Source organism: Dechloromonas sp. TW-R-39-2 (assembly GCF_016864195.1).
GTDB lineage: Bacteria > Pseudomonadota > Gammaproteobacteria > Burkholderiales > Rhodocyclaceae > Azonexus.
The window spans coordinates 3,228,906-3,253,027 of record NZ_CP045202.1; the positions used below are offsets into that span (position 1 = coordinate 3,228,906).

Consider the following 24,122-nt stretch of genomic DNA (forward strand, 5'->3'; position numbering starts at 1 on the left):
GCTATAAAATTTGGCCTAGCACCCCAACGGAACAGGCGACCTCAAATGAAATTGGCATTCTCTCTTCTGTTAGCAATAGTCGTATCCGCGTGCGCACCACCCGGAAGCAAACGCTACAACGTCGATAGACAATCAACAATCAAGGCCATCACTGTTGGAAATATAACTGTCGCCCCCTTCAAAGCCCCCACCTACATTGACGACAAATGTCGCGCTGCAGGAAAAATAACGCCACCAGAACGCACAACTTTCGAAGCATTCATTCAACAGGCATTAGCCGATGAAATCAGGGCAACAGGAGCATTCAATGAGGCTGCACCAAAGATGGCCCTGTTCGGAGAGCTGAAAAACCTGGTGTTCTCCTCCACAAGTACATTTTCAGATGCTTGGTGGATACTGAAAATCCGCATCTCATCTTCCAATGGGAAAACCATGGAGATTGCAGAAAAGTACGATTTCAAAACATCATTTGGTGCCGACACAGCCTGCCAAGAGGCTGCCGATGCCTACATCCCTGCCGTAAAGAAACTGGTCGAAAAACTGGTTAAGTCCAGTCAGTTCACCTCTCTCTTGACCCCATGATCACCCGAATAAACTCCGAGTCCCTAAAGCAAGCACAGGACGGTAGCTTGCCCACTGGAATTTGAATCAATCGACCTGAGGAACCGGCGCCAAGGTACTGAAGGGAACAAAAAGAAAAAGCCCAACCGGTGATGGTTGGGCTTTTTCTTTGATTCTTTGGTGGTGATGGGCAGAATCGAACTGCCGACCTATGGGTTATGAATCCATCGCTCTAACCGACTGAGCTACATCACCACACTACGAGGGCGCGGATTATAGATTGGGATGCTTCTTCGGTCAACGGATTTATGCTCGGTTATAATGTGCGACTGTTTTTTGATTGACCTCCCATCGCCCGCCGGCGACTCACGATTCCCGTAAAGTAGTTACCCATGCCAAAGAAATTGTTCATCCGCACCTTTGGGTGCCAGATGAATGAGTACGATTCGGACAAGATGGCCGACGTGCTCAACGCCTCGGAAGGCGTTGTCAAAACCGACAACGTGGAAGAAGCCGACATCATCCTGTTCAACACCTGCTCAGTGCGCGAGAAAGCGCAGGAGAAGGTTTTCCACGACCTCGGCCGGGTGCGCCACCTGAAACAGCTGAATCCAAATCTGGTGATCGGCGTCGGTGGTTGCGTCGCCAGCCAGGAGGGCGAAGCGATTGTCGCTCGCGCGCCTTATGTAGACGTGGTGTTTGGCCCGCAAACCCTGCACCGGTTGCCGCAGCTGATTGCCGAGCGCAAAGCCAAGGGCAAGGCTGCGGTCGACATTTCATTTCCGGAAATCGAAAAATTCGACTCGATGCCACCGGCTGAAGTCAAAGGCGCCTCGGCATTCGTCTCGATCATGGAAGGCTGCTCCAAGTTCTGCACCTTCTGTATCGTCCCCTACACCCGCGGCGGCGAGGTTTCCCGTCCGTTCGACGACATCCTGACCGAAGTGGCCGGCCTGGCCGCCAACGGGGTCGGCGAAGTCACCCTGCTCGGCCAGAACGTCAATGCCTACCGCGGCGATATGGCCGAAACGGAAGAGAAGGCTGACCTGGCACTGCTGATCGAGTACATCGCCGAAATTCCCGGCATCGAGCGCATTCGCTACACCACCTCGCATCCGCGCGAGATGAGCGATCGCCTGATCGAAACCTATCGCAACGTACCCAAGCTCGTTTCGCACCTGCACCTGCCCGTCCAGTCCGGCTCGGACCGCGTGCTGGCAGCCATGAAGCGCGGCTACATGAGCATCGAATACAAGTCGGTTATCCGCAAGCTGCGCGCTGCGCGGCCGGACATTTCGCTGTCCTCCGACTTCATCGTCGGCTTCCCCGGCGAGACGGACGAAGACTTCGAGAAAACGATGAAGCTGATCGACGATGTCGGTTTCGACAGCTCGTTTTCCTTCATTTACAGCCCGCGCCCCGGCACCCCGGCAGTCGAGATGGACGATTCGACGCCAGCGGAGGTCAAGTCGGCTCGCCTGCTGCGCCTGCAGAAGCGTATCGACGAACAGGCCCAGGTAATCAGCCAGGCGATGGTTGGCAGCATCCAGCGCGTGCTGGTTGAAGGCACGTCGAAGAAGGACGTGCATGAACTGGCCGGGCGGACGGACAACAACCGTATCGTCAATTTCGCCGGCAATGCACGCCTGATCAACACCTTCGTCGATGTCCGCATCACGTCGGCACTGCCGCACAGCCTGAGAGGCGAAATTGTCATCCGAGAAGGCTAAGCCGGCCCCGAAAAGCAAGCCGGTCAGCCTGGCGCTTGCCCCGGTCGACAACGCCTTGCTGGCCAATTTGTGCGGCCCGCTCGACGAGAACATACGCCAGATCGAAACCGGCTTTGACGTCAGCATCAAGCGGCGCAACGAACGCTTTTCCATTTCGGGGGAAAAAGCGGCGTTGACCGCGGAAGCCATTCGTCACTTCTACGGCATGGCACGCCAGCCGCTCTCGGTCGACGAAATCCAGCTCGGCCTGATCGAGCTGACCAACGCGCCGGTCCGGCGCATCAGCCGCAAGGCCGAAGGCCCCGTCGACGGCCCGCAACTGGTCACCCGCAAGACCGAACTGCACGGCCGAACACCGCGCCAGGTCGCTTATCTGAATGCGATCCAGGAGCACGACATCACCTTCGGCATCGGCCCGGCCGGCACCGGCAAGACCTATCTCGCCGTGGCCAGTGCGGTCGATGCCTTCGAACGCGATCTGGTCGAACGCATCATCCTGACCCGGCCGGCCGTTGAAGCCGGCGAACGCCTCGGCTTCCTCCCCGGCGACCTGACACAGAAGATCGACCCTTACCTGCGCCCACTGTACGACGCGCTGTACGACCTGATGGGCCACGACCGGGTCAGCAAGCTCTACGAAAAGCGCGCCATCGAAATCGCGCCGCTCGCCTTCATGCGCGGACGGACGCTGAACCACGCCTTCATCATTCTCGACGAGGCGCAGAACACGACGCCGGAACAGATGAAAATGTTCCTGACCCGCATCGGCATCGGCGCCAAGGCGGTGGTCACCGGCGACATCACCCAGATCGACCTGCCCAAGGGGCAAAAGAGCGGCCTGCGCGAAGCACGCGATATCCTCAAGGGGGTACGCGGCCTGGCCTTTACCGAATTTCAAAAGGAAGATGTCGTGCGCCACCCACTGGTCGCCCGCATCGTTGCCGCCTATGAATCCCACAGCAAGCAAACGTCTTAATCTCTCCGTGCAATATGCCTGTAACCGTGAGGGCTTACCCTTGCGGGCGGATTTTGTCCGCTGGGCCCGCGCTGCGCTGGTCGGCGGCGGTGAAATCACCATCCGTCTGGTCGACGCCGACGAAGGCCAGGAACTGAACAAGGAATACCGCGGCAAGGATTACGCGACCAACGTGTTGTCCTTTCCGTACGACACCGAACCGCTGGTCATGGGCGATCTGGTCCTCTGCCCGAGCGTCGTGGCACGCGAGGCGGCGGAGCAGAACAAGCCGCTGGCGGCGCATTACGCGCACCTGACGGTGCATGGTATGCTGCATTTACAGGGTTGGGACCACGAAGAAGACGAGGCTGCCCAGGCCATGGAAAACGAAGAAACGGAGATTCTCGCCGCGATGGGTTATCCAGACCCGTATGCGGTTTAAAAATCATGGACAGTGACAGTAAACCGAGCTTCATCGAACGACTGACTTCCCTGCTGCTGCGCGAACCCGAAGATCGCGAGCAACTGCTTGAAATCCTGCACTCGGCCTACGAGCGCAATCTGATGGACGCCGATGCGCTGACCATCATCGAAGGCGCACTTGCCGCCTCCGACACCCGTGTTTCCGACGTCATGATTCCGCGCGCCCAGATGGATGCGATCGACGTCGATGACCCGATGGACGAAATCATCCCCATCGTCATCGAAGCCGCGCACTCGCGCTTCCCGGTGGTCGACGGCGACCGCGACAAAGTGCTCGGCATCCTGCTCGCCAAGGACCTGCTGCGCATCCACACCGAAAAGGATTTCGACCTGCGCGACTGGCTGCGCCCGGCGGTGTTCATCCCGGAATCCAAACGCCTCAATGTGCTGCTCCGCGAATTCCGCGTCTCGCGCAACCACATGGCCATCGTCGTCAATGAATACGGCGGCGTCGCCGGCCTGGTCACCATCGAAGATGTGCTCGAACAGATCGTCGGCGACATCGAAGACGAATACGACTTCGACGAAGCGCACGACAACATCCGCCTCGACGCCTCAGGCATGTACCGCGTCAAGGCGCGGACGGAAATCGAAGATTTCAACGCCGCCTTCGACACCCGCTTCTCCGACGAAGAGTTCGACACCGTCGGCGGGCTGGTTCTGCGCCACATCGGTCGCGTCCCGAAACGCAATGAAGTGATCGACATCGATGGCATGCGCGTCCAGGTCCTGCGGGCCGACAGCCGTCGCCTGTACACCCTGCTGATCACCCCGCCGCCCAAATTCGAAGCCGGTGCTGAAGACTTTACTGGCTAGATCCCCGCTTGCGCCGTATGCCTTTGCTGCCGCCACCGGTGCGGCCGGCGTGCTGTGCTTCGCACCTTTCGGCCTGTTCTGGCTGACCCCGCTTGTCTGGCTCGGGCTGTTCTTCGCATGGCGCCAAGCCGGCACGCCGCGCCAGGCAGCGCTGACCGGCTTTTGCTTCGGGCTCGGCTTTTTCCTCGGCGGCGTGTCATGGATTTACGTCAGCCTTTCGGTCTTCGGCGGCATGCCGATCTGGCTTGCCGCACCGGCGACTTTCCTGTTCTGTGCGTTCATGGCGCTCTACCCAGCCCTCGCCGGTTGGGCGTTCAAGCGCTGGCCGGCGCATGATTTCTGGCGTGAAGCGATTTATTTCGCCAGCCTGATTGCCACGGTCGACTGGCTGCGCAGCTGGGTTTTCACCGGTTTCCCCTGGCTGGCAGTCGGCTACTCGCAGGCCTCGCCCAGCCCACTCGCCGGCTTCGCACCGCTGATCGGCGTACACGGTCTGAGCCTGCTGGTCGCGCTGTGTGGCGCACTGCTGCTGCGCTGGCGCGTTGGTGCGCTGGCGCTGACGCTGCTTGCCCTAGGTGGTTTCGGGCTGCACCAGATTGCGTGGACCACGCCTGTTGGTGCGCCAATCAGCGTTGCGCTGATTCAGGGCAACATCCCGCAGGAAATGAAATTCCGGCCGGAAGCCTTCTTTCGCACGCTCGAAACCTATCGCGAACTGATCGAAGCCCATCCGGCCCAACTCACCATCCTGCCGGAAACCGCCATTCCCGCCTTTTTCGACCAGCTGCCACCGACCTACGTCGATTCGCTCAAGGCGACCGCACAGGCCAACCAGGGCGACCTGATCATCGGCACGCTGAGTGGCGATGGCGAACACTACTGGAACAGCGCAATAAGCCTGGGTTCATCGCCGCTGCAAAGTTACCGCAAGACGCACCTGGTCCCGTTTGGCGAAACCATTCCGGCCGGATTTTCATGGTTCATGAGCCTAGCCAACATCCCGATGTCGTCCTTCACCCGCGGCCCGGCGGAACAAACGCCATTGGCCATTGCCGGCCGCCATGTCGCGGTCAACATCTGCTACGAGGATGTTTTCGGCGAAGAAATCATTCGCGCCCTGCCCGCTGCCGGAATTCTGGCCAACCTGTCGAATACTGCATGGTTCGGTCGCTCGCTGGCACAGCCGCAGCATCTGCAGATCGCCCAGATGCGCGCCAGCGAAACAGGGCGGCCGATGCTGCGCTCGACCAACACCGGGATGACCGCCATCGTCGGCCCCGACGGCGTCGTTCAAGCCGCCCTGGCGCCCTTTACGCAAGGCGTGCTGCATGGCGAAGTGCGTGCCTACGAAGGCCTGACGCCGTTTGCCAGAATCGGGAACTTCGGTTTTCTGGCCGCTGCGGCAATCCTGACCCTGCTCAGCCGCCGTCGCCGCTGAGCAGCACGTTCAGGTCGAACGCCAGCGCTGGGCTGCCAATTCAAGGCGCTGACGCTCGGCCAGCACCCGCGTCGCGTAACGCCTGGCCGGATCCTTGGTCGCTCCGCCGAACTGTTGCAGCCCGTCTTCCAGGCCGCCATTGCGCCGAATCGACTCTTTCAGCACCCGAGCCCCGACCTGGACATTGGTCAGCGGATCAAAAAACGGCAGACTGCCAGCATCGCTCGGCAACTTGTCCTGATGGAAACGCGGCACTACCTGCATCAAGCCCTGCGCGCCGACCACACTTTGCGAGAGCGGATTGAAGCCGGACTCAACGCCGATCACCGCGACAATCAACAGGGGATCAAGCTGCAAATCCCGCGCGACCTCTTCGGCCGTGGCGAAAATTGGCTGAAGCGCCTCGGTCGACACGTGATAACGCATTGAAACGTAGGCCAGTGCCGCGCGCATGCGAGGCGTCAGCAGCACGGAGGGAACATCTTCCAAGGCTTCGGGCGGCGCATCGGTTTCCAGCTCGTCGCCGAGCAGCGCCTCTCTCGGCAGGACCGAACGGATACCGTCGACAAAGGCCGCATGGCCGTTATGCGCCCCAACCAAAGCGACCAGCAGGGCCAGGCCAAAAACCACAAGAAATTTCTGGAGTACTGCGAACACGGTTGACGTCAAACGTGACATCACCGGCGGAAAAAGAGACGTAGCGAACACGCGACCTCCTTCACTGTTGCCACTGCGGAAAACAACGCCGTCAGCGAACGGTTACAGGGGGTACGACACCCGCTCGCAGACCTCATGACGAGGATTCAGATGCCCGAAAACACAGGGGCGAGCCGATGTTGCACCGCAACATAATTTGCAGTCTATTGATTATATTGAATATTGTCAATTCAAAAGACCAAAACGCGGCACCAACATGTTGCACGACAACAACAAAACCCAATGAGCATTCGGCTGAATTGCAGTATCCAGGCACCGTCCGGACCTGACACGACAAGGCTTTGCCAGCGGGGCCGGCGCAGACCTGCCGGAGCGGGGTAAAACCTAGTAAAATCCAAGGCTTTCCGTCTTTCCGAGTGCGTCCGATGACGACCAGCAACACATCCCCGAAGAAACCCACGTTCCAGGAAATCATCCTGCGCCTGCAACAATACTGGAGCGCCCAGGGCTGCGCCCTGCTCCAGCCGTACGACATGGAAGTCGGCGCCGGCACCAGCCACACCGCCACCTTCCTCCGGGCGATCGGCCCAGAACCGTGGAAAGCCGCCTACGTGCAACCGTCGCGCCGTCCGAAGGATGGCCGCTACGGCGAGAACCCGAACCGCATGCAGCATTACTACCAGTTCCAGGTCGTGCTGAAGCCAGCGCCGGACAACATTCTTGAGCTTTACCTCGGCTCGCTCGAAGCCCTCGGCTTCGACCTCAAGAAAAACGACGTGCGTTTCGTTGAGGATGACTGGGAAAACCCGACGCTGGGCGCCTGGGGCCTCGGTTGGGAAGTCTGGATGAACGGCATGGAAGTGACCCAGTTCACCTACTTCCAGCAGGTCGGCGGCATCGACTGCAAGCCGATCACCGGCGAAATCACCTACGGCATCGAACGTCTGGCCATGTACCTGCAGGGCGTCGAGAACGTCTATGACCTGACCTGGACGGAAGGCCTGACCTACGGCGACGTCTATCACCAGAACGAAGTCGAACAATCGACCTACAACTTCGAACACTCCGACGTCGACTTCCTGTTCCACGCCTTCGGCGCGCACGAGAAGCAGGCCCAGCACCTGATGGGTGCGCAGCTCGCACTGCCGGCCTACGAGCAAGTGCTCAAGGCTGCCCACACTTTCAACCTGCTCGACGCGCGCGGTGCCATTTCCGTGACCGAACGCGCCGCCTACATCGGCCGCATCCGCAACCTGGCCCGCGCCGTGGCGCAAGCCTATCTCGACTCGCGCGCCCGCCTCGGCTTCCCGATGGCCCCGAAGGAATGGGCGGCTGAAGTGCTGGCCCAGATTGAAAAGAAAGTTGCCTGAACATGACCGTCCAAAATCTGCTCGTTGAACTGTTCGTTGAAGAACTGCCGCCCAAGGCGCTGAAGAAGCTGGGTGAAGTGTTCGCCCAGACACTGGCCAACTCGTTGAAAACGGCGGGTCTGACTGCGTCGACCGCAGCAGTCACCGCGTTCGCCTCGCCGCGCCGCCTGGCCGCGCACGTCACCGCTGTGGCCGCTGTCGCTGCCGACAAGCCGGTCGTCCAGAAGCTGATGCCGGTCGCCGTTGGCCTCGACGCCGCCGGCAACGCCACGCCCGCCCTGCTCAAGAAGCTGGCCGCCCTCGGCGCCGATGAATCCTGCGTGCCCAGCCTGCGCCGCGAAAACGACGGCAAGGCCGACATCCTGTTCTACGACAGCATGGCCAAGGGGGCCACGCTGGCCGAAGGCCTGCAAAAAGCGCTGGAAGCCGCGCTGGCCGCACTGCCAATTCCCAAAGTGATGACCTACCAGCTGCAGGACGGCTGGAGCAGCGTCAATTTCGTCCGCCCGGCACACGGCCTCGTTGCGCTGCACGGTAGCGACGTTGTGCCGCTCGCCATCCTCGGCCTGACGTCCGGTCGGGAAACGCACGGTCACCGCTTTGAAGCCGCCGTCGATCCGGTCGTCTTCGCCAACGCCGACGAATACGCCGCCAAGCTGGCGACCGACGGTGCCGTGATCGCCTCCTTCGCCGAACGCCGTGCCGAGATCGTTCGCCAGCTTGAAGCTGCTGCCGCCTCCGCTGGTGGCAAGCCGATTGAGGACGATGCGCTGCTCGACGAAGTCACCGCGCTGGTCGAACGTCCGAATGTGCTGATCGGCCAGTTTGAAGAAGAATTCCTCGCCGTGCCGCAGGAATGCCTGATTCTGACCATGAAGGCCAACCAGAAATACTTCCCGCTGCTCGACGCCGCCGGCAAGCTGACCAACAAGTTCCTCGTCGTCAGCAACATCTCGCCGGAAGACGCTTCCGCCGTCATCGGCGGCAACGAGCGCGTCGTCCGTCCACGTCTGGCCGATGCCAAGTTCTTCTTCGACCAGGACCGCAAGAAATCGCTGGAAAGCCGCGTCGCCGGCCTCGGCAAGGTTGTTTATCACAACAAGCTGGGCACCCAGGGCGAGCGCGTTCAGCGCGTCGCCGCCATTGCCCGTGCCATCGGCCAGCAACTCGGCGGCGAAGCATTGGCGCTGCACGCCGAACAGGCTGCCGTGCTGGCCAAGGCCGACCTCGTCACCGACATGGTCGGCGAATTCCCCGAGCTGCAGGGCATCATGGGCCGCTACTACGCGCTGCATGACGGCCTGGCCGTCGAGGTCGCCGACGCCATCGAAGATCACTACAAGCCGCGCTTTGCCGGCGACACCTTGCCGCGCGGTCAGGTTGGCACCGTCGTCGCGCTGGCCGACAAGCTGGAAACCCTGGTCGGCATGTTCGGCATCGGCCAGATCCCGACCGGCGACCGCGACCCGTTCGCGCTGCGCCGTCATGCGCTGGGCACCATCCGCATGCTGGCTGAGGGCAATTTGGATTTACCGCTGAATTCCCTGTTGACCGTGGCGGGTGGTGCTTTTGCCGCCGTCGAAGGCTTCAAGAGTGCCGACAGCGAACTGGCCGACTTTATTTACGACCGCCTGGCCGGCAGCCTGCGCGAGCAGGGTTACACGGCGCAGGAAGTCGATGCCGTGGTCAGCCAGCGGCCACAGCGCCTGGGCGACATTCCGAAGCGCCTGGCCGCCGTACGCACCTTTGCCGCCCTGCCGGAATCCGCCGCACTGGCCGCCGCCAACAAACGCGTCAGCAACATCCTGAAGAAGGTCGAAAACACCATCGAAGCCACGGTGGATAACGCCCTGCTCAGGGAGGCTGCCGAAATCGCCCTGCACGACGCACTGGTCGACATCGTGCCGCAGGCCGATGCTGCCTTCGATACGGGCGACTACGCCGAATCGCTGCAGGCACTCGCTGCCTTGCGCGCTCCGGTCGACAACTTTTTCACCGATGTCATGGTCAACGCTGAAGAGCCTGCCCTGCGCGCCAACCGTCTCGGCCTGCTCGCCAAGCTGCACGCGGCGATGAACAAGGTCGCCGACATTTCCAAGCTCTCCGCCTAAGCCGGAAAGGCCGCCATGCCCACGAAACTTGTCATCCTCGATCGCGACGGCGTGATCAACTTCGATTCAGCCCAGTTCATCAAGAGCCCGGCCGAATGGAAACCGATCCCCGGCAGTCTGGAAGCCATTGCCCGCCTCAACCAGGCCGGCTACCGCGTGGTCGTGGCGACCAATCAATCCGGCGTCGGACGCAGCCTGTTCGACATGGACACGCTGAACAGCATCCACGAAAAGATGCACAAGGCGCTGTTCACTGTCGGCGGCCGGATCGATGCCATTTTCTTCTGCCCGCACACCGCCGATTCAGCCTGCGATTGCCGCAAGCCGAAACCCGGCATGTTCAAGCGCATCTCGGAAACCCTCAATGCCGACTTGAAGGGCGTGCCGGCCATCGGCGATTCGCTGCGCGACCTGCAAGCCTGTGCGGCGCTGGGTTGCCAGCCCATGTTGGTCCATACCGGCAAGGGTGAAAAGACCAAGGCCGAAGGCAATCTGCCCGAGGGGACGCTGGAGTTCGCCGATCTGGCAGCCGCCGTCGACCATATCCTGAACGGGAGAAAATGATGAACGCACTGCGCTCCACCGTTTTCATGGCCTGGGCGATCGTCTGGTCGATCCTGACTGCGCCGCTGGTCGTTATCGGTGCCCTGTTGCTGCGCGGCCTGTGGGGTTATCGCCTGGGCAAGCTGTGGCGGCTCGGCATCCAGTTCGGGGTCGAAAACATGCTCGGCATCCGCCCCCGCGTTATCGGCCTGGAAAATATGCCGGACGAACCCTGCGTCATCCTGGCCAAGCACCAGTCGGCCTGGGAAACCATGACGCTGCAGGACTATGTGCCGAACGGCGCTTACTGCGTCTTCGTGCTCAAGAAGGAATTGCTGCGCGTCCCGCTGATCGGCTGGGGACTGGCGGCCATGAAGATGATTTCGATCGACCGCAACGCCGGCAAGGACGCTCTCGACCAGGTGGTCGTCCAGGGCCGCGAACGTCTGCAACAGGGCTTTTACGTCATCATTTTTCCCGAAGGCACGCGCGTCGCCCCCGGCCACAAAAAACGCTACAAGGCAGGCGGCGCCTATCTCGCCACCCGCGTTGGCTGCAAAGTCGTGCCGATTGCCCACGATGCCGGCGAGCTTTGGCCGCGCCAGGCTTTCCTCAAGAAACCGGGCACCGTCACGGTCAGCATCGGCCCGGCCTTCGACGCAACCGGCCTGAGCGAACTTGAGGTCAACCGGCAAGCCGAAGCCTGGATCGAGGAAGAGATGCACCGCATCTCGCCGCACCGCTACGCGGATGCCCAGCACAACGCCACCTGAAACCAGCCATCGCATTGCCCTCGGTGATGCGCAAATCGCCTATCTGTTGCGACGCAGCCGCCGGCGAACCATCGGCCTGAGCATCGACCAGCGCGGCCTGCGTATTGCCGCTCCTTTGCGCGCCCGGCTCGGCGACATTGAAAAGTTGATTCAGGAACACGCCAACTGGGTCCTCGACAAACTGACCCAGTGGCGCGAACGCCCGCTCCCCGAAAAACTGGCCATCGCCGATGGCACCCGCATTTCTCTGCTCGGCGAAACGTGGACCGTGGCATTCAGCGACATTGGCCGGCAGCGCTGGCAATTTGCCGGCCGCACGCTCTATCTCAAGACGGCTGCCACGGTCGACGCCGGAAAATTGCTCGAAATGGCCCTGCGCGAAAAAGCGCGCACGGTTTTTGCCGAACGACTTGGCCTTCACGCCGCCCGGCTTGCCGTCGATACGCCACCGCTGCGCCTGTCATCGGCTCGGACACGCTGGGGTAGTTGCGCCCATCACGGTGGCATCTCGCTCAACTGGCGGCTGATTTTTATGCCGCTGGACATCATCGACTATGTCGTCTGCCACGAACTGGCCCACCTCAAGGAAATGAACCACAGCCCGCGTTTCTGGTCTGTCGTCGAACAACTTTGTCCGGACTGGCGCAGCCGGCGTCTCGAACTGCGTCAACTCGGCCGGCAAATCCCCCAATTCTGATCTGCAAGGACATTCACATGCGCATTCTTCACACCATGATCCGCGTCGGCGATCTCGATCGCTCCATCGCCTTCTACACCGAAATCCTCGGCATGCAGTTGCTGCGCCGCAGCGATTTCCCCGAAGGCCGCTTCACGCTGGCCTTTGTCGGCTACGGCCCGGAAGAGCAAGGCGCCGTACTCGAACTGACGCACAACTGGGACACACCAAGCTACGAGCTGGGCAACGGCTACGGCCACATTGCACTGGCCGTGCCCGATGCGGCGGCAGCCTGCGCCGAAATCAGGAAGCGCGGCGGCAAGGTGGTGCGCGAAGCCGGGCCGATGAAGCACGGCACGACAATCATCGCTTTTGTCGACGACCCGGACGGTTACAAGATCGAACTGATCCAGCGCGGCTGACCGAAATCAAGGCCCCCCTCTCCGAGCCTGCGCATACTGCCTGCCCAAGGAGATCAAGATGGCCTTTCCAGACTATTTTTCACGCATTCCGACAATCACCGTGCGCGACCCGCTGGCCGAAGTGCTGGGGGCCGCAAACGGCGGCTTGATCGAATACAGCTTCACCGATGCCGTCAAACTCTGCGGTCACGCCTGCCCGACCGTGGCCGGCGCCTGGCTGATCGGAGTTAGTGCCCTGCGCGCCCTTTACGGGGCTGAAACACCGGTCCGCGGAGAAATTGACGTTGCCCTGCCTGAAGCCGAAGACAGCGGCGTTGCCGGCGTAACCGCCAGCGTTCTCACGCTGCTGACCGGCGCCGCCGGAATCGGTGGATTCAAGGGCCTGGCCGGGCAGTTCCGGCGCAACCGGCGCCTGTCGTTTGCTACGCCGACCATCTCGGGCATCCGCCTGAGCCGCCGCGATACCGGTCAGAGCGTCGAATGCCAGCTCGACCTGAGCCACGTCCCCGGCGATCCTCGCTGCGGCCCCTTGCTCGGCAACATTCTGGCGGGACAGGCTAGCGAGGCCGAACGCAGTCTGTTCGCCCAATTGTGGCAGCAACGGGTTGAACGTATTTTGCTCGACCAGGCAAAGCACCCCGATCTCGTCAGAGTGAAATCCGTATAAAGCAGGCGGACGCAATGCAGCAACAGGCGAAAGAATGTCGGTGGCGTTGGATTGTGTAACGCCAGCTTCATCTCCTGCTTTTATAATCGCGCCCACTTCTCAAAATGCGGCACTCATTCCATGCGTTTCACGCCCACCCTCCTGCTCGCTCTTGTTTTTTCTCCGCTGACCCAGGCCGAAGAAATTGAAGAACAATGGCAAGCCAAAGGCCAAGCCACTTACATCTGGCAAAAATCCCCCGGATTCCAAGCCAACTACAGCGGGCCGAACAGTCTTTCCGCAAAGCATGAACGCGGCTATACCTTCACTTCCGGTGCCTATCTCGGGGCACGGCCGTGGCAGAACGGTGAGGTTTATCTCAACGTCGAGATCGGCCAGGGCGACCCGCTCTCCGGCCTGACCGGGCTGGGCGGCTTCAGCAATGGCGAAGCAACCCGCGTTTCCGGGACCAAGCCCAAAGCCTATCGGCAGCGACTTTTCCTGCGCCAGACATGGGCACTGGACGATGAATCGGAGTTCGTCGAGTCAGCCTTCAACCAGATGGCAGGCAAGGTTGCCAAAAACCGTTTTGTCCTGACAGCCGGCAACTTTTCTACGCTCGACATTTTCGATGGCAATGCCTACGCCAAAGACCCGCGCACCCAGTTTCTCAACTGGAGCAACATGGCCAGTGCCGCCTATGACTATGCCGCCGATGCCCGCGGTTTTGGCTGGGGCTTTGCCGGGGAGTGGTACCAGGATGAATGGGTACTGCGCTTTGGCCGGATGACGGGGCCGAAGGAGCCGAACGGGTCGGTCATGGACTATCGCATCATGCACCACTACGGCGACCAGATCGAAATCGAACACAGCCACACGATCGCCGAGCGGCCGGGGAAAATCCGCCTGCTGGCCTTCCGCAACCGTGCCCTGCTCGGCACTTACCGTGATGCCAGCAACTGGCTGGACAGCCATCCGGGAGGCGATGCCAAGGCCATCTCCTATGTCCGCAACAGCGACCAAACCAAGTACGGCTTCGGGATCAACCTCGAACAATCGCTGAGCGAGAATCTCGGCATGTTCCTGCGTGCCATGCATGCGGATGGAGCGACCGAAACCTATGCCTTCACCGAGGCCGATGCCTCGTTTGCGACGGGGATCTCGCTCAAGGGTGCCGCCTGGGCCCGCCCGGATGACACCTTCGGCTTGTCCTGGGCGCGCAACTCACTGTCCAACGACCGCCGCAGCTACCTGACCAAAGGCGGCATCTCGTTCTTCATCGGCGATGGCGGGCTGAATTACCGGCCGGAAAATATCCTTGAAACCTATTACAGCTGGAAAGTCGTTTCCGGCCTGTGGTTGAGCGCCGATTACCAGCGCATCGCCAATCCGGCCTACAACGCCGATCGCGGTCCGGCCAACATCGGATCGCTGCGCTTCCACGCTGAATTCTGATCCAGCGCGTCATAAACGACACGTTCGAAACTGGCCACGACATTCGACCAACTGCGCGACAGCATTGCCTGTCGCGCCCGCTGGCCCATTTCATCCAGTTGCTCCGGCGCATCGAGTAAATCAAGCGCCGCCGCCACATAGGCCGACTCGTCGCCCGGCGTGACGGTCAGCCCGGCATTGCCGCCCCCGATCAACTCGGCGGCCGCGGCACTGCGATAGGCCAGCACCGGCAGGCCGCTGGCCATGGCCTCGGCAACGACATTGCCGTAGGTTTCAGTCAGGCTGGGAAAAAGAAAAAGATCGGCGCTCGCATAGTGTTCAGCCAGATCGCTACCGGTCCGCAGGCCGGCAAAATGATGCATCGGATGCGCCTTTTCCAACCCGCCGCGCGACGGTCCATCGCCGACCCAGATCATGCGAGCTTCGGGGCAACGGGCACGAATTGCGGCAAAAGCTTGCTCGACCAAGGCAAGATTCTTTTCCGGCGCCATTCGTCCGACGTAAAGGCAGGCCAGCCCGCGCTCAGGTACAGCCCAGCTCCGACGCAAGCCGGCATTGCGCCGGGCAGGATCGAACAATTCGGTATCGACGCCACGCCCGACAACTCGCACGCCGGCAATCCCTTCGCCAGCCAATTCGGCTGCCAGCGCCTCGGTCGGCACCATCGTGGCCAGCGTGCGGCGATGCAGCATTCTCAAATAAGCGGCCACCGCCGGTCGTAGCCAGCCCAACCCGTAGTGAGCGCTATAGCGGTCGAAATTGGTATGAAAACCGGAAGTCACTGGAATTTTCAGGCGTCTTGCCGCGTTGACCGCAGACCAGCCCAACGGCCCTTCCGTCACGACATGGACGACATCCGGGCGAAGTTCGCGCCAACTTTGGCGCAACCGCCGCTGCGCCGGCAAGCCGAAGCGCAAACCGGGGTAACCCGGCAAGGGCAAGCCGCCGACGATGCATTCGTCCGGCCCGGCGACATCATCCTTGCCCTGTGCCGGACGAACAAGACTGACCCGGTGACCGTTCTGGCGCAAGCCATCGACCAGGTGCCCGACCGTCATGGCTACGCCATTGATTTCCGGGGCGAAGGTTTCCGTGACAAACACAATATGCAATTTCACCAGGGCACCTCTTTCAGCACACAAGCCCAAACCACCAGCACATTGAGCAAGGAGACCAGCACGGCAGCACTGCCGATATCCTTGGCACGCTTGGCCAGACGATGATTTTCAAGACTGACGCGGTCGACAACAGCTTCGATCGCCGAATTGAGCAACTCCACCACCAACACAAAAAGCAAGCTGGCCAGCATCAAGCCACGCCCCAGCCAGGGGACCGGCAAGAGAAAAGCCAGCGGAAAAAGAAACACCGCCAGACGAACCTCCTGGCGAAAAGCGTCTTCGCACAGGTAGGCTGCCTTCAGACCGGCGATTGAATAATTGAAGGCATTCCACACCCGGCGCAAACCGGTCTTGCCTTTGAAAGGCGACTCATTGGCCGGATCAAGGCCAAGGGGGTCAGGATTCGAATCGGACATGCACTCTCCATGAACGTACCCAGGCGCATCCGGTCGGCCGGGCCTGGTAATCGGCCAGATTGGCCACCTGTTATCAGGCTGCTGCGGTCAACGGACTTTCCTGCTCGATTTTGCGTCCTGCCAACTGGCGATAAAGTGCCGCCAATCGTGCGGCCATCGCGTTATCCGACCACTCTTCGGCATAAATGGGGGCGTCCTGGCGCAGATGCGACCAGGTCGATGGGCTATTCAGGTAGTGCCCCAAGACCTCGCCAAAAGCCTTTGGCTCCGGAGGTGGCGACAGCGCGCCCCGCCCCGGCGCAAGAATATCGATGGTTCCCATATCGGCCAGCGCAATGACCGGCACGCCCGCCGCCATCGCTTCGAGCAGAACCAGCCCCTGCGTTTCGGTTCGTGAAGCAAAAACGAAGGCATCGGCGGCTGCATAGCAATCCGGCAAAGCCTGCGCCCGGTCGAGATAACCGATGAAACGGACCGAATCGCGCAAACCCAGTGACTTGACCCGGGCTTTGAGGTCATCCATCGCCGGACCTTCGCCGGCAATGACCAGCAAGATGTCTGGCCGCAGGGCACGGGCATGAACCAGCGCATCGAGCAGAAAACCGATATTTTTCTCATGCGCCACGCGCCCGACGAAAAGTGCCATCGGCCGGGTCGACAAGATCCCGTACTTGTAGCGGAAGGCCGCACCATCCCCTTGGGCAAACTGGCCGGTCGGAATACCGGTCGGCAGCACTTGCAAGGGTACGGTCACGCCGTATTCCTGCAAGCGCTGCTGCATCGCCGTTGATGGCACGACGACACTGTCCAGCGCATTGCACTGGCGACGCGAGAAGGCGCGTGCCTGCCGGCGCAACCAGCCGGCAGGCAGGAAAGATGCATAGTGCTGGAGATATTCCTCGAACAGCGTGTGATAGGTTGCCACGACCGGCAAACCAAGCTGGCGCGCAGCTTTCAGGCCGGCATAGTGGGCGACGAAAGGCGTCTGGACATGGATCAGATCACAATCCACCGCCGCTTCAAGTACGCTGCGATGCATCGCCCGCCAGCCGACCAGCCGATCCTCCCGGTCACCGGGGATCGAACGGCCGGCAACGCGGATGATCCCTTCCTGCTCGGCCTCATCGCCATAGCGCGGCACGACCAGGCGAACATCGACGCCCAGCCCGCACAATGTACGGCGAAAGGTTTCGATCGAGGTCGACACCCCGTTGACCCGCGGAAAATAGACATCGGACACCATCAGGACACGCATTCAAACCTCCACCACGTCTGCCGCCGGAGCAGCCAGGGCCGGGAGATGACTGCGCATTCCCCAGGCCACAAGTTCTAGGCGACCATCGAAATGCTCGACGATGGCCGTACAGGAATCGACCCAGTCGCCGCAATTGACGTAACTCAGGCCGCCAATGTCACGGATCGTCGCCCAGTGGATATGGCCGCAGATCACCCCATCCAGACCGCGCTCGCGGGCGTGGTGGATAGCCGACTCTTCGAAATCGAAAATGAAATTGAGCGCCGTCTTGACCTTGCGCTTGGCGTAACCGGCCAGCGACCAGTAACCGGCCAGCCCGAGCTTGCGTCGCCCCCAGGACAGCCAGTGATTGAGCCGGACGAGCAGGTCATAAGCCTTGTCACCGAGTACCGCGACCCAGCGGTGATGCCGCGTCACCTGGTCAAAGATGTCGCCGTGAATCAGCAGGAAGCGGCGACCGTCGGCCGTTTCATGGACCAGCTCACTGACCACCTCGATCTCGCCGAAAACAATGCCGCAGTAATCGCGCAAGGCTTCGTCGTGATTACCGGGAATGAACACGACGCGCTCGCCATGACGCGCCCGGCGCAGCAGTTTCTGGACCACGGTATTTTGCTGCTGCGTCCAGTGGATGCTGCGGCTCATCGCCCAGAAATCGATGATGTCGCCGATCAGGAAGGTCTGTTCGGCCGAATACTCGCGCAGAAAATCGAGCAGTTGATCCGCCTGGCACGCCCGCGTGCCGAGATGGATGTCAGACAGGAAAATGGATCTAACCTTGGGCATGTGGCGACGATAGAGGGCGACAATGAATCGCCCGTGACATCCGGATTAAGGTTTTGTTGCAGCCGCCCAAGCCATTGCCGCAGGCCGTCTTGCGCCCTCCCAACCATGACGCAGAATAGCTGCCAGATAGTGAGCATGAAAACCGGCCAGGCCCCAGGCACAAATCGCCAGACGGAAGGGCAAGGAGCCGGGGTAGCCCTGCCCATCGAAAGGCAGGGTTGCAACGGCCAGTGCGGCGAGTCCAACCAGCGCCCAATGCGCACTTGAACGCAGCCCCCAGCGAAAAACATTGGTCAGGCTCAATCCAGCCCAGGCAGCAAGGAATGCGATAGCCGCCCCGAACAACACATCGACCGGCCAATGCGCGCCGACAGCAATGCGTGAAAACCCGGCAACAACAGCCAGCACCAGGATCGGCCAGCAGCGTTGCCAGCCAAGCAGACCCAGCCAGACCGCAGCGAAACAAAAAGCCGAGACGGTATGCCCGGACGGAAAACTGTGACGGGTCAGGCGCGCACCGATCAAGGTCATCTCATCGACCCCCAGGATCGCTGCCGGTCGAGGCATTTCAGCCCAGAATTTGATGCCGCGGCAAGCCAGTGCGCCGATCAGGCTGGCCATCACGATGGCCCAGAAAACGCGTGGATAACGCTGGCAAAAGGGCAGCATCAATGCCAGCAGGATGCGTTCATCACCCAGCGTCGTCAGCGATTCCCACAGCCAGTGAGGCAGCAAGCCACTGATCGCCTGCGCGCTATGAAATCCACCCCACCAGCCATTGATACCGACCAATAGGGCAGCGCTGCCGGCAAAACACAAGGCCAGCCAGAGAAGCGGACCTTGTTCCGACTGAAGCGTAGCGTCATTCATGAGCGATGCTCTCCCCGACCCGCAGCAATGAGACAAAACCCCGTTGGTAAACTTCAGTCACGCCCAAGGGCGCAACCTCCTGTGCCAATGAATCCAGACGATCACGACGTGTGATGACCAACTCCCCGGCGCCCGGAACGCGGGCTGGCGTGATGGCCTGGCGGTACACGCTGAAGCTTGGCTGATTGAATTTATAGGCAAGCACAGGCTCTCCCATCGACCTGGCAAGCTCACCTGCATCGCGCACCGGCCCCTGTGTCACGGACAAGACACACGGGGCAATCACACCAAAAACCAACCCGGCCTGCAGCAAGCCGATCAAGACCAGGCCCTGCCAGACCGGCAGGCGGCGCCAGACAGAAATGGCCAACACCAGCAAGGCAAACAAGGCCAGCAGCCAGGATGCCGGACGGGCAAATGCTGCGGTCAACCCGTCAAGCAGGATGATTTCAAGCGGGCGCGTCAGATGTCCGGCCAGCCGTTCGAAAATCCAGGGCAAGGCCGCCAGCAGCAGCCCCCAGAGGACAACCGGCAGAAAGGCCAGCAAGCGTTGTTTGTCAATCTGGCGATGACGCGCCAGAAGAATGAACAAGGGGGTACAGCCGTAAAGCAGGTAATGCGGCAATTGGGTACGTGAAAAAGAGAAGAAGACCAGGACGACCGCAAACCAGCACATCAGGAAACGTTCGAACAACGCAGCCTCATCGGCTCGCTTCAGTCCCGCGAGAAGACGTCCGGCAATGGCCAGCAGCCAACCGGAAAAAGGCATCAGGACCAGTGGCAAGACCAGCAGGTAATAAAACGGATTGCCGCCGTGGCCTTCGAAAGTGCTGGCGTAGCGATTCAGGTTGTGTTGCAGGTAGAACCCGCGGAAAAAGGCATCGCCCTGATCAAGAAAAACCATCACATGCCAGGGCAGGACGATGGACAGGAAAATCACCCAGCCAGGCAGGAAAAATGCTGTGCGCAGCGCTTCGCGCCAGGCCCCTGCGGAAATAAAAAACAAACTTCCGATCACCAGTGGAAGAAAGACGGCCACCGGTCCCTTGGTCAGGAAACCCAAACCGAGCGCAAGATAGATCAGGCACTGCTGGCGCCGAATCGCTGTCGTTCCCAAACCTTTGCGCCCGGCCAGAAAAAGGTCGTAGATGGCGAACAGGGCAAGGCAGATGAACAAATTGAGCAAAGCATCGGCAATCGCGGCCTTGGCGACAAAGCCGACCTGTAGCGACAGGACCATGGCCAGCACGCTGACGACTGCAGTACTCTGCTCTTCCTGACGGGCAACAAAGCGGTACAGCACGACAACCCAGGCCAACGCCGCCAGAATCGATGGCAACCGAAAACTGAATTCATCGACACCCAGCACGTAGACCGCAGCAGCCTGCAGCCAATAGATAAGAATCGGCTTGTCATGCCGCGCTTCGCCATTCAAGGTCGGCGAAACCAGATTGCCCCGCGCCAGCATCTCGCGCGTCGCTTCGGAAAAAGCACCTTCATCAACATCGCTCAAGGGCAGCGAGTGGGCATTGAGCAAAAAAGCCAAGGCCACGGCGAGGATGATGGCCCACGGGGAAGTCAGGCAGCGCGAGAGGCCGCCCAGTAACGCCGACGCAGAAAAACGACCGGCCAGGGCTGAGAAAGTAATGGATGACATGGCGTAAAAATAGCCGCCGATCATTAACTCGCTGTGAAGCCGGCATGACAACGCAGTGACGCTGAGGTTTCAGCAAGCATGCCTTGACGCACTGCGCCGCTGCACCTAGATTGCGCGCTTGACCTCGCTGTCGCCTTCGACAGCACTGCTACCGTCAGGAGAATTCCATGAAAATCGGCACCCCGCTTTCCCCCAGCGCCTTGCGCGTCATGCTGCTCGGCTCGGGCGAACTCGGCAAGGAAGTGATCATTGCGCTGCAGCGACTGGGCGTTGAAGTGATCGCTGTCGACCGTTACGAAAATGCCCCCGGCCACCAGGTGGCGCACCGCGCCCACGTCATTTCGATGACCGATGGAGCCGCGCTGCGCCGCCTGGTCGAACAGGAAAAGCCGCACCTCATCGTGCCGGAAATCGAAGCCATCGCGACCGAGATGCTGGTTCAAATCGAAAGCGAAGGCCTGGCTGAAGTCATCCCGACCGCTCGCGCCGCCAAGCTGACGATGAACCGCGAAGGCATCCGCCGGCTGGCCGCCGAAGAACTCGGCCTGGCCACCTCGCCTTACTGTTTCGCCGACTCGCTGGCCGAATTGCAGGCGGCGATCGATGCTGGCATCGGCTACCCGTGCATCGTCAAGCCGGTGATGTCCTCGTCCGGCAAGGGCCAGTCGCTGCTGCGCGGCCCGGCCGATGTACAGACTGCCTGGGACTACGCGGCCAGCGGCGGACGGGTCAATTCGGGCCGGATCATCGTCGAAGGCTTCATCGTAAGTGCAAGTATTCACTAAGTAGACAGCATTCATAAGTTTTGCTGGAATGGACACCGACAAGGGAGAGAACCTTGTCGGTGTTTTGCTTTTGGGGTTGAGGGTTTCGTTTTTATTAAAACGCAGTAGTGCTTTTCAGGAGTGTCACTTGGCCGGACCTTGGACTAGTTCCGAAATTGAAACGGCAAGGCAAGCTCGTGTCACAGCCGTTCTTGATTTTCTTGGGGCGTTCTACAAATTCGATAGCAGCTACGCTCCCCACGATTGCAGCAAGGGCTCATTTCGCATTCAGGTGAGCTACCAGAGCCGCGACTTTCGGTTCATTGTTACCGGCGAAAAGTGGATCAATGAATTGCTAAGTCACGATCAGCTGCATAGGGGCGGCGGAGGTTCGATTGATTTCGTCCGACACGTTACTGGCTTAGGGTTCGTCCCGGCTGTAAAAATCTGTTTAGACTCTATCGTAGCTTGCAGTAACGAGGGGCATAAACAACAGTGAGCAAACTACTTCTGCCAATCCTTGCTCTTTCAGAAGTTTGCGATCAGAACACTCCTGGCGCGAAGAAGAGGAGCCTCGCGGTCGGCGAGAACGCTGAAAGCACGACATACTATTACCGTCCGATTTCCTCAATTGACCATCAGCGCAGAGCACGGTGGATTCGCTACGATTACAACCTGTTTCCAGTAGTCCTAGATCGCTCAGGAGTCCCTTGGGACGTAGCTAATCTGTATATTCTGTCCCGACTGGAAGGCACCCCTACGCCAAACATGGGAACCTATGCAAGCATTGCTGAGGATCTTTCTGCTTACCTCGGCTTTCTTGAGAACGAAGGGATCGATTTCACCCTATTTTTGCAGCGTAAGCTTCACCGCCCGACCTATCGCTATCATGGCGAGCTGAAGTTTCAGGTTGAAGCATGTGAGCTGGCAGCACCAACTGCCAAACGACGCATGGGGACAGTAATTGCTTTTTACCGCTGGTTGGTTGGTCAAGAATTAATCAAGCCCGCCTATCCGACCTGGCAAGAATCCGACCGTTACATCAACTATATGGATGCGAGAGGATTTTCAAAATCAAAAAAAATCGCAACGACCGACATCTCTATCAAGCCCAGAAAACAGGATGACCCATTCGTCGAGACAATTGACGATGGCGGAAAGTTAAAGCCGCTTACCGGAGCAGAGCAAGAGTGGCTTTTGGAAGCCCTCATCAATCTCGAAAATACCGAAATGTCACTAGTTCACCTGCTTGCTTTGCTCACAGGTGCACGCATCCAAACGGTCCTGACCCTTAGGGTACGTCTACTTCGGTAGCTTTTCGCAGCGGTTTATCAAGATCCAAAAACATATTGCTAGCTACAGATGTTCGCGCTATCCAAGAACCGGCCGAACACGGCTGGCCGCCAATTTCGCACGGCGACGAGCCTCATTAATATCATCAGCGCTAGCAACAGCAACACCCATACGACGCTTTTTGAAACTTTCTGGCTTGCCAAACAATCGCACGTCAGATTCAGGCACAGCAAGGGCATCGGATAAGCCTTCAAAGGCTATTCCTCTGGCATCCACACCACCATAAATCACGGCTGATGCCGCCGGACGGCGTAAATCGGGGTCTACTGGCAAACCTAGAATAGCTCGCGCATGCAGTTCGAACTCAGATTGTCGTTGTGAAGCAAGTGTCACTAAGCCGGTGTCGTGAGGACGAGGGCTCACTTCAGAGAACCAGACATCATCCCCCTTAACGAAAAGCTCTACTCCAAAAATCCCCCGCCCCCCCAAGGCCTCTGTGATACGAGCTGCAATCTCCCTGCCTCGCTCAAGAGCAATAGAAGACATGGGCTGTGGCTGCCAGGATTCGACATAATCCCCTGCGACCTGAACGTGACCTATCGGCTCGCAAAAGAAGGTTTCAATAGCGCCCGACAAACCAAGTGCACGCACTGTAAGCTGGGTAATCTCGTATTCAAAGGGCACGAATGCCTCGACAATTACACGAGCCTCCTTCACCCGCCCCGATTGCAAAGCGAACTCCCAAGCATTGGCGACATCCGGTGCGCCCCTTAACAACGATTGTCCCTTTCCAGAGGAGGACATAACGGGCTTAACAAAGCATGGGTAACCAATTCCCCCATCAATTGCGGCTTGTAACTCAGATAGAGAACTCGCAAATGCGTAAGCCGAGGTAGGTAGCCCTAACTCCTCTGCTGCAAGGCGCCGGATCCCCTCTCGATTCATTGTAAGTTGGGCCGCGCGAGCAGTTGGGATTACCTCTGCGAGACCTTCGCGCTCTATTTCAATTAGCACCGCAGTAGCAATCGCCTCTATCTCTGGCACCACAAGGTGCGGACGCTCTGCCTCAATCAACGCCCGAAGCGCCACGGGATCAGTCATCGAAATAACGTGTGAGCGATGAGCAACCTGCATGCCCGGCGCATCTGCGTAACGATCGACTGCAATTACCTCTACCCCCAGTCTCTGCAGCGCAATGACAACTTCTTTTCCCAACTCACCAGCGCCAAGCAGCATAACCTTGACGGCAGATGGACTAAGGGGGGTTCCAAGACGACGAAAACAGTGGTTTGTCATAGAGATCAAGCGTTAGGTTGAATTGGGCAAC

The 24,122-nt window shown here is 59.9% G+C and carries 24 protein-coding genes, 1 tRNA gene and 1 pseudogene; 17 read left to right on the forward strand and 9 right to left on the reverse strand.

Annotated features, from left to right (window positions below; all coding sequences use genetic code 11):
- Positions 1–45 precede the first annotated feature (45 nt).
- On the forward strand, positions 46–582 hold the full coding sequence (locus tag GBK02_RS15665) for a hypothetical protein (protein ID WP_203467533.1): 537 nt from the start codon (positions 46–48) through the stop codon (positions 580–582).
- Between the two features lie 157 nt (positions 583–739).
- Here GBK02_RS15665 and GBK02_RS15670 read toward each other — a convergent pair.
- Positions 740–816 (reverse strand) — tRNA-Met (locus GBK02_RS15670).
- 137 nt (positions 817–953) lie between these two features.
- On the opposite strand from GBK02_RS15670, the gene miaB reads away from it, so the two are divergent.
- The 5 genes from miaB to lnt are packed head-to-tail and all read left to right on the forward strand — an operon-like array spanning position 954 to position 5,983.
- The gene (gene miaB, locus GBK02_RS15675) at positions 954–2,291 is read left to right on the forward strand and encodes a tRNA (N6-isopentenyl adenosine(37)-C2)-methylthiotransferase MiaB (RefSeq protein ID WP_203467534.1); all 1,338 of its coding nucleotides are present in this window, start codon (positions 954–956) and stop codon (positions 2,289–2,291) included.
- Positions 2,272–3,267 (forward strand): PhoH family protein, encoded by a 996-nt coding sequence (locus tag GBK02_RS15680; RefSeq protein WP_203467535.1) that lies wholly within the window; start codon positions 2,272–2,274, stop codon positions 3,265–3,267. Before miaB ends, GBK02_RS15680 begins: the two co-directional genes overlap by 20 nt.
- Positions 3,239–3,688 carry an rRNA maturation RNase YbeY gene (ybeY, locus tag GBK02_RS15685; RefSeq protein WP_203467536.1) on the forward strand — a complete coding sequence of 150 codons (450 nt, stop codon included), beginning with the start codon at positions 3,239–3,241 and terminating at the stop codon, positions 3,686–3,688. The genes GBK02_RS15680 and ybeY overlap by 29 nt, the downstream gene beginning before the upstream one ends.
- A 5-nt stretch (positions 3,689–3,693) precedes the next feature.
- A complete protein-coding gene (locus GBK02_RS15690; RefSeq protein WP_203467537.1) occupies positions 3,694–4,545 on the forward strand; it encodes an HlyC/CorC family transporter in 852 nt (283 codons plus the stop codon).
- Complete coding sequence (gene lnt, locus GBK02_RS15695; RefSeq protein ID WP_203467538.1) at positions 4,523–5,983, forward strand: apolipoprotein N-acyltransferase; 1,461 nt, start codon at positions 4,523–4,525, stop codon at positions 5,981–5,983. Before GBK02_RS15690 ends, lnt begins: the two co-directional genes overlap by 23 nt.
- A 9-nt stretch (positions 5,984–5,992) precedes the next feature.
- Here the strand turns inward: lnt and GBK02_RS15700 are convergent, their stop codons facing one another.
- Positions 5,993–6,640 carry a transglycosylase SLT domain-containing protein gene (locus GBK02_RS15700; protein WP_239003071.1) on the reverse strand — a complete coding sequence of 216 codons (648 nt, stop codon included), beginning with the start codon at positions 6,638–6,640 and terminating at the stop codon, positions 5,993–5,995.
- Between the two features lie 425 nt (positions 6,641–7,065).
- Here GBK02_RS15700 and glyQ point away from each other — a divergent pair, with 425 nt between their 5' ends.
- The 8 genes from glyQ to GBK02_RS15740 all read left to right on the forward strand — a co-directional run bounded on the left by glyQ (position 7,066) and on the right by GBK02_RS15740 (position 14,636).
- A complete protein-coding gene (gene glyQ / locus GBK02_RS15705; protein WP_203467540.1) occupies positions 7,066–8,010 on the forward strand; it encodes a glycine--tRNA ligase subunit alpha in 945 nt (314 codons plus the stop codon).
- A gap of 2 nt (positions 8,011–8,012) precedes the next feature.
- Positions 8,013–10,121 carry a glycine--tRNA ligase subunit beta gene (gene glyS, locus GBK02_RS15710; RefSeq protein ID WP_203467541.1) on the forward strand — a complete coding sequence of 703 codons (2,109 nt, stop codon included), beginning with the start codon at positions 8,013–8,015 and terminating at the stop codon, positions 10,119–10,121.
- A 15-nt stretch (positions 10,122–10,136) separates the two neighbouring features.
- Positions 10,137–10,685 carry a D-glycero-beta-D-manno-heptose 1,7-bisphosphate 7-phosphatase gene (gene gmhB / locus GBK02_RS15715; protein ID WP_203467542.1) on the forward strand — a complete coding sequence of 183 codons (549 nt, stop codon included), beginning with the start codon at positions 10,137–10,139 and terminating at the stop codon, positions 10,683–10,685.
- Positions 10,685–11,437 (forward strand): 1-acyl-sn-glycerol-3-phosphate acyltransferase, encoded by a 753-nt coding sequence (locus GBK02_RS15720; RefSeq protein ID WP_203469440.1) that lies wholly within the window; start codon positions 10,685–10,687, stop codon positions 11,435–11,437. The genes gmhB and GBK02_RS15720 overlap by 1 nt, the downstream gene beginning before the upstream one ends.
- Positions 11,415–12,134 carry a M48 family metallopeptidase gene (locus GBK02_RS15725; RefSeq protein ID WP_203467543.1) on the forward strand — a complete coding sequence of 240 codons (720 nt, stop codon included), beginning with the start codon at positions 11,415–11,417 and terminating at the stop codon, positions 12,132–12,134. Before GBK02_RS15720 ends, GBK02_RS15725 begins: the two co-directional genes overlap by 23 nt.
- Before the next feature lie 17 nt (positions 12,135–12,151).
- Positions 12,152–12,535: a lactoylglutathione lyase gene (gene gloA / locus GBK02_RS15730; RefSeq protein WP_203467544.1), complete on the forward strand. Its 384-nt coding sequence runs from the start codon at positions 12,152–12,154 to the stop codon at positions 12,533–12,535.
- A 58-nt stretch (positions 12,536–12,593) separates the two neighbouring features.
- Positions 12,594–13,202: a hypothetical protein gene (locus GBK02_RS15735; protein WP_203467545.1), complete on the forward strand. Its 609-nt coding sequence runs from the start codon at positions 12,594–12,596 to the stop codon at positions 13,200–13,202.
- Positions 13,203–13,322: 120 nt separating this feature from the next.
- Entirely contained in the window at positions 13,323–14,636 is a 1,314-nt protein-coding gene (locus GBK02_RS15740; protein WP_203467546.1) for a carbohydrate porin, read from the forward strand.
- Here the strand turns inward: GBK02_RS15740 and GBK02_RS15745 are convergent.
- The 6 genes from GBK02_RS15745 to GBK02_RS15770 form a co-directional block, all read right to left on the reverse strand.
- Positions 14,576–15,754, reverse strand: coding sequence for a glycosyltransferase family 1 protein (locus tag GBK02_RS15745; protein ID WP_239003072.1), 1,179 nt, complete (start codon positions 15,752–15,754; stop codon positions 14,576–14,578). The genes GBK02_RS15740 and GBK02_RS15745 overlap by 61 nt on opposite strands.
- Positions 15,751–16,170, reverse strand: a complete 420-nt coding sequence (locus GBK02_RS15750) for a diacylglycerol kinase (RefSeq protein WP_203467547.1) — start codon at positions 16,168–16,170, stop codon at positions 15,751–15,753. The genes GBK02_RS15745 and GBK02_RS15750 overlap by 4 nt, the downstream gene beginning before the upstream one ends.
- Before the next feature lie 73 nt (positions 16,171–16,243).
- Positions 16,244–17,425: a glycosyltransferase gene (locus GBK02_RS15755; protein ID WP_203467548.1), complete on the reverse strand. Its 1,182-nt coding sequence runs from the start codon at positions 17,423–17,425 to the stop codon at positions 16,244–16,246.
- Positions 17,426–18,211 carry a UDP-2,3-diacylglucosamine diphosphatase gene (locus tag GBK02_RS15760; protein WP_203467549.1) on the reverse strand — a complete coding sequence of 262 codons (786 nt, stop codon included), beginning with the start codon at positions 18,209–18,211 and terminating at the stop codon, positions 17,426–17,428.
- 45 nt (positions 18,212–18,256) lie between these two features.
- Positions 18,257–19,081 (reverse strand): phosphatase PAP2 family protein, encoded by an 825-nt coding sequence (locus tag GBK02_RS15765; protein WP_203467550.1) that lies wholly within the window; start codon positions 19,079–19,081, stop codon positions 18,257–18,259.
- The gene (locus GBK02_RS15770) at positions 19,074–20,738 is read right to left on the reverse strand and encodes a glycosyltransferase family 39 protein (protein ID WP_203467551.1); all 1,665 of its coding nucleotides are present in this window, start codon (positions 20,736–20,738) and stop codon (positions 19,074–19,076) included. The genes GBK02_RS15765 and GBK02_RS15770 overlap by 8 nt, the downstream gene beginning before the upstream one ends.
- A 167-nt stretch (positions 20,739–20,905) precedes the next feature.
- Between GBK02_RS15770 and GBK02_RS15775 the strand changes: the two are divergent.
- From GBK02_RS15775 to GBK02_RS15785, 3 genes and pseudogenes are all read left to right on the forward strand, one after another.
- A pseudogene (locus GBK02_RS15775) lies at positions 20,906–21,502 on the forward strand (ATP-grasp domain-containing protein); the annotation flags it as partial.
- A 49-nt stretch (positions 21,503–21,551) separates the two neighbouring features.
- Positions 21,552–22,001, forward strand: a complete 450-nt coding sequence (locus tag GBK02_RS15780; protein ID WP_239003073.1) for a hypothetical protein — start codon at positions 21,552–21,554, stop codon at positions 21,999–22,001.
- Positions 21,998–22,816 carry a hypothetical protein gene (locus tag GBK02_RS15785; protein ID WP_203467552.1) on the forward strand — a complete coding sequence of 273 codons (819 nt, stop codon included), beginning with the start codon at positions 21,998–22,000 and terminating at the stop codon, positions 22,814–22,816. The genes GBK02_RS15780 and GBK02_RS15785 overlap by 4 nt, the downstream gene beginning before the upstream one ends.
- A 57-nt stretch (positions 22,817–22,873) precedes the next feature.
- Here GBK02_RS15785 and purT read toward each other — a convergent pair whose 3' ends face one another.
- Complete coding sequence (gene purT, locus GBK02_RS15790) at positions 22,874–24,091, reverse strand: formate-dependent phosphoribosylglycinamide formyltransferase (RefSeq protein ID WP_203467553.1); 1,218 nt, start codon at positions 24,089–24,091, stop codon at positions 22,874–22,876.
- Positions 24,092–24,122 lie beyond the last annotated feature (31 nt).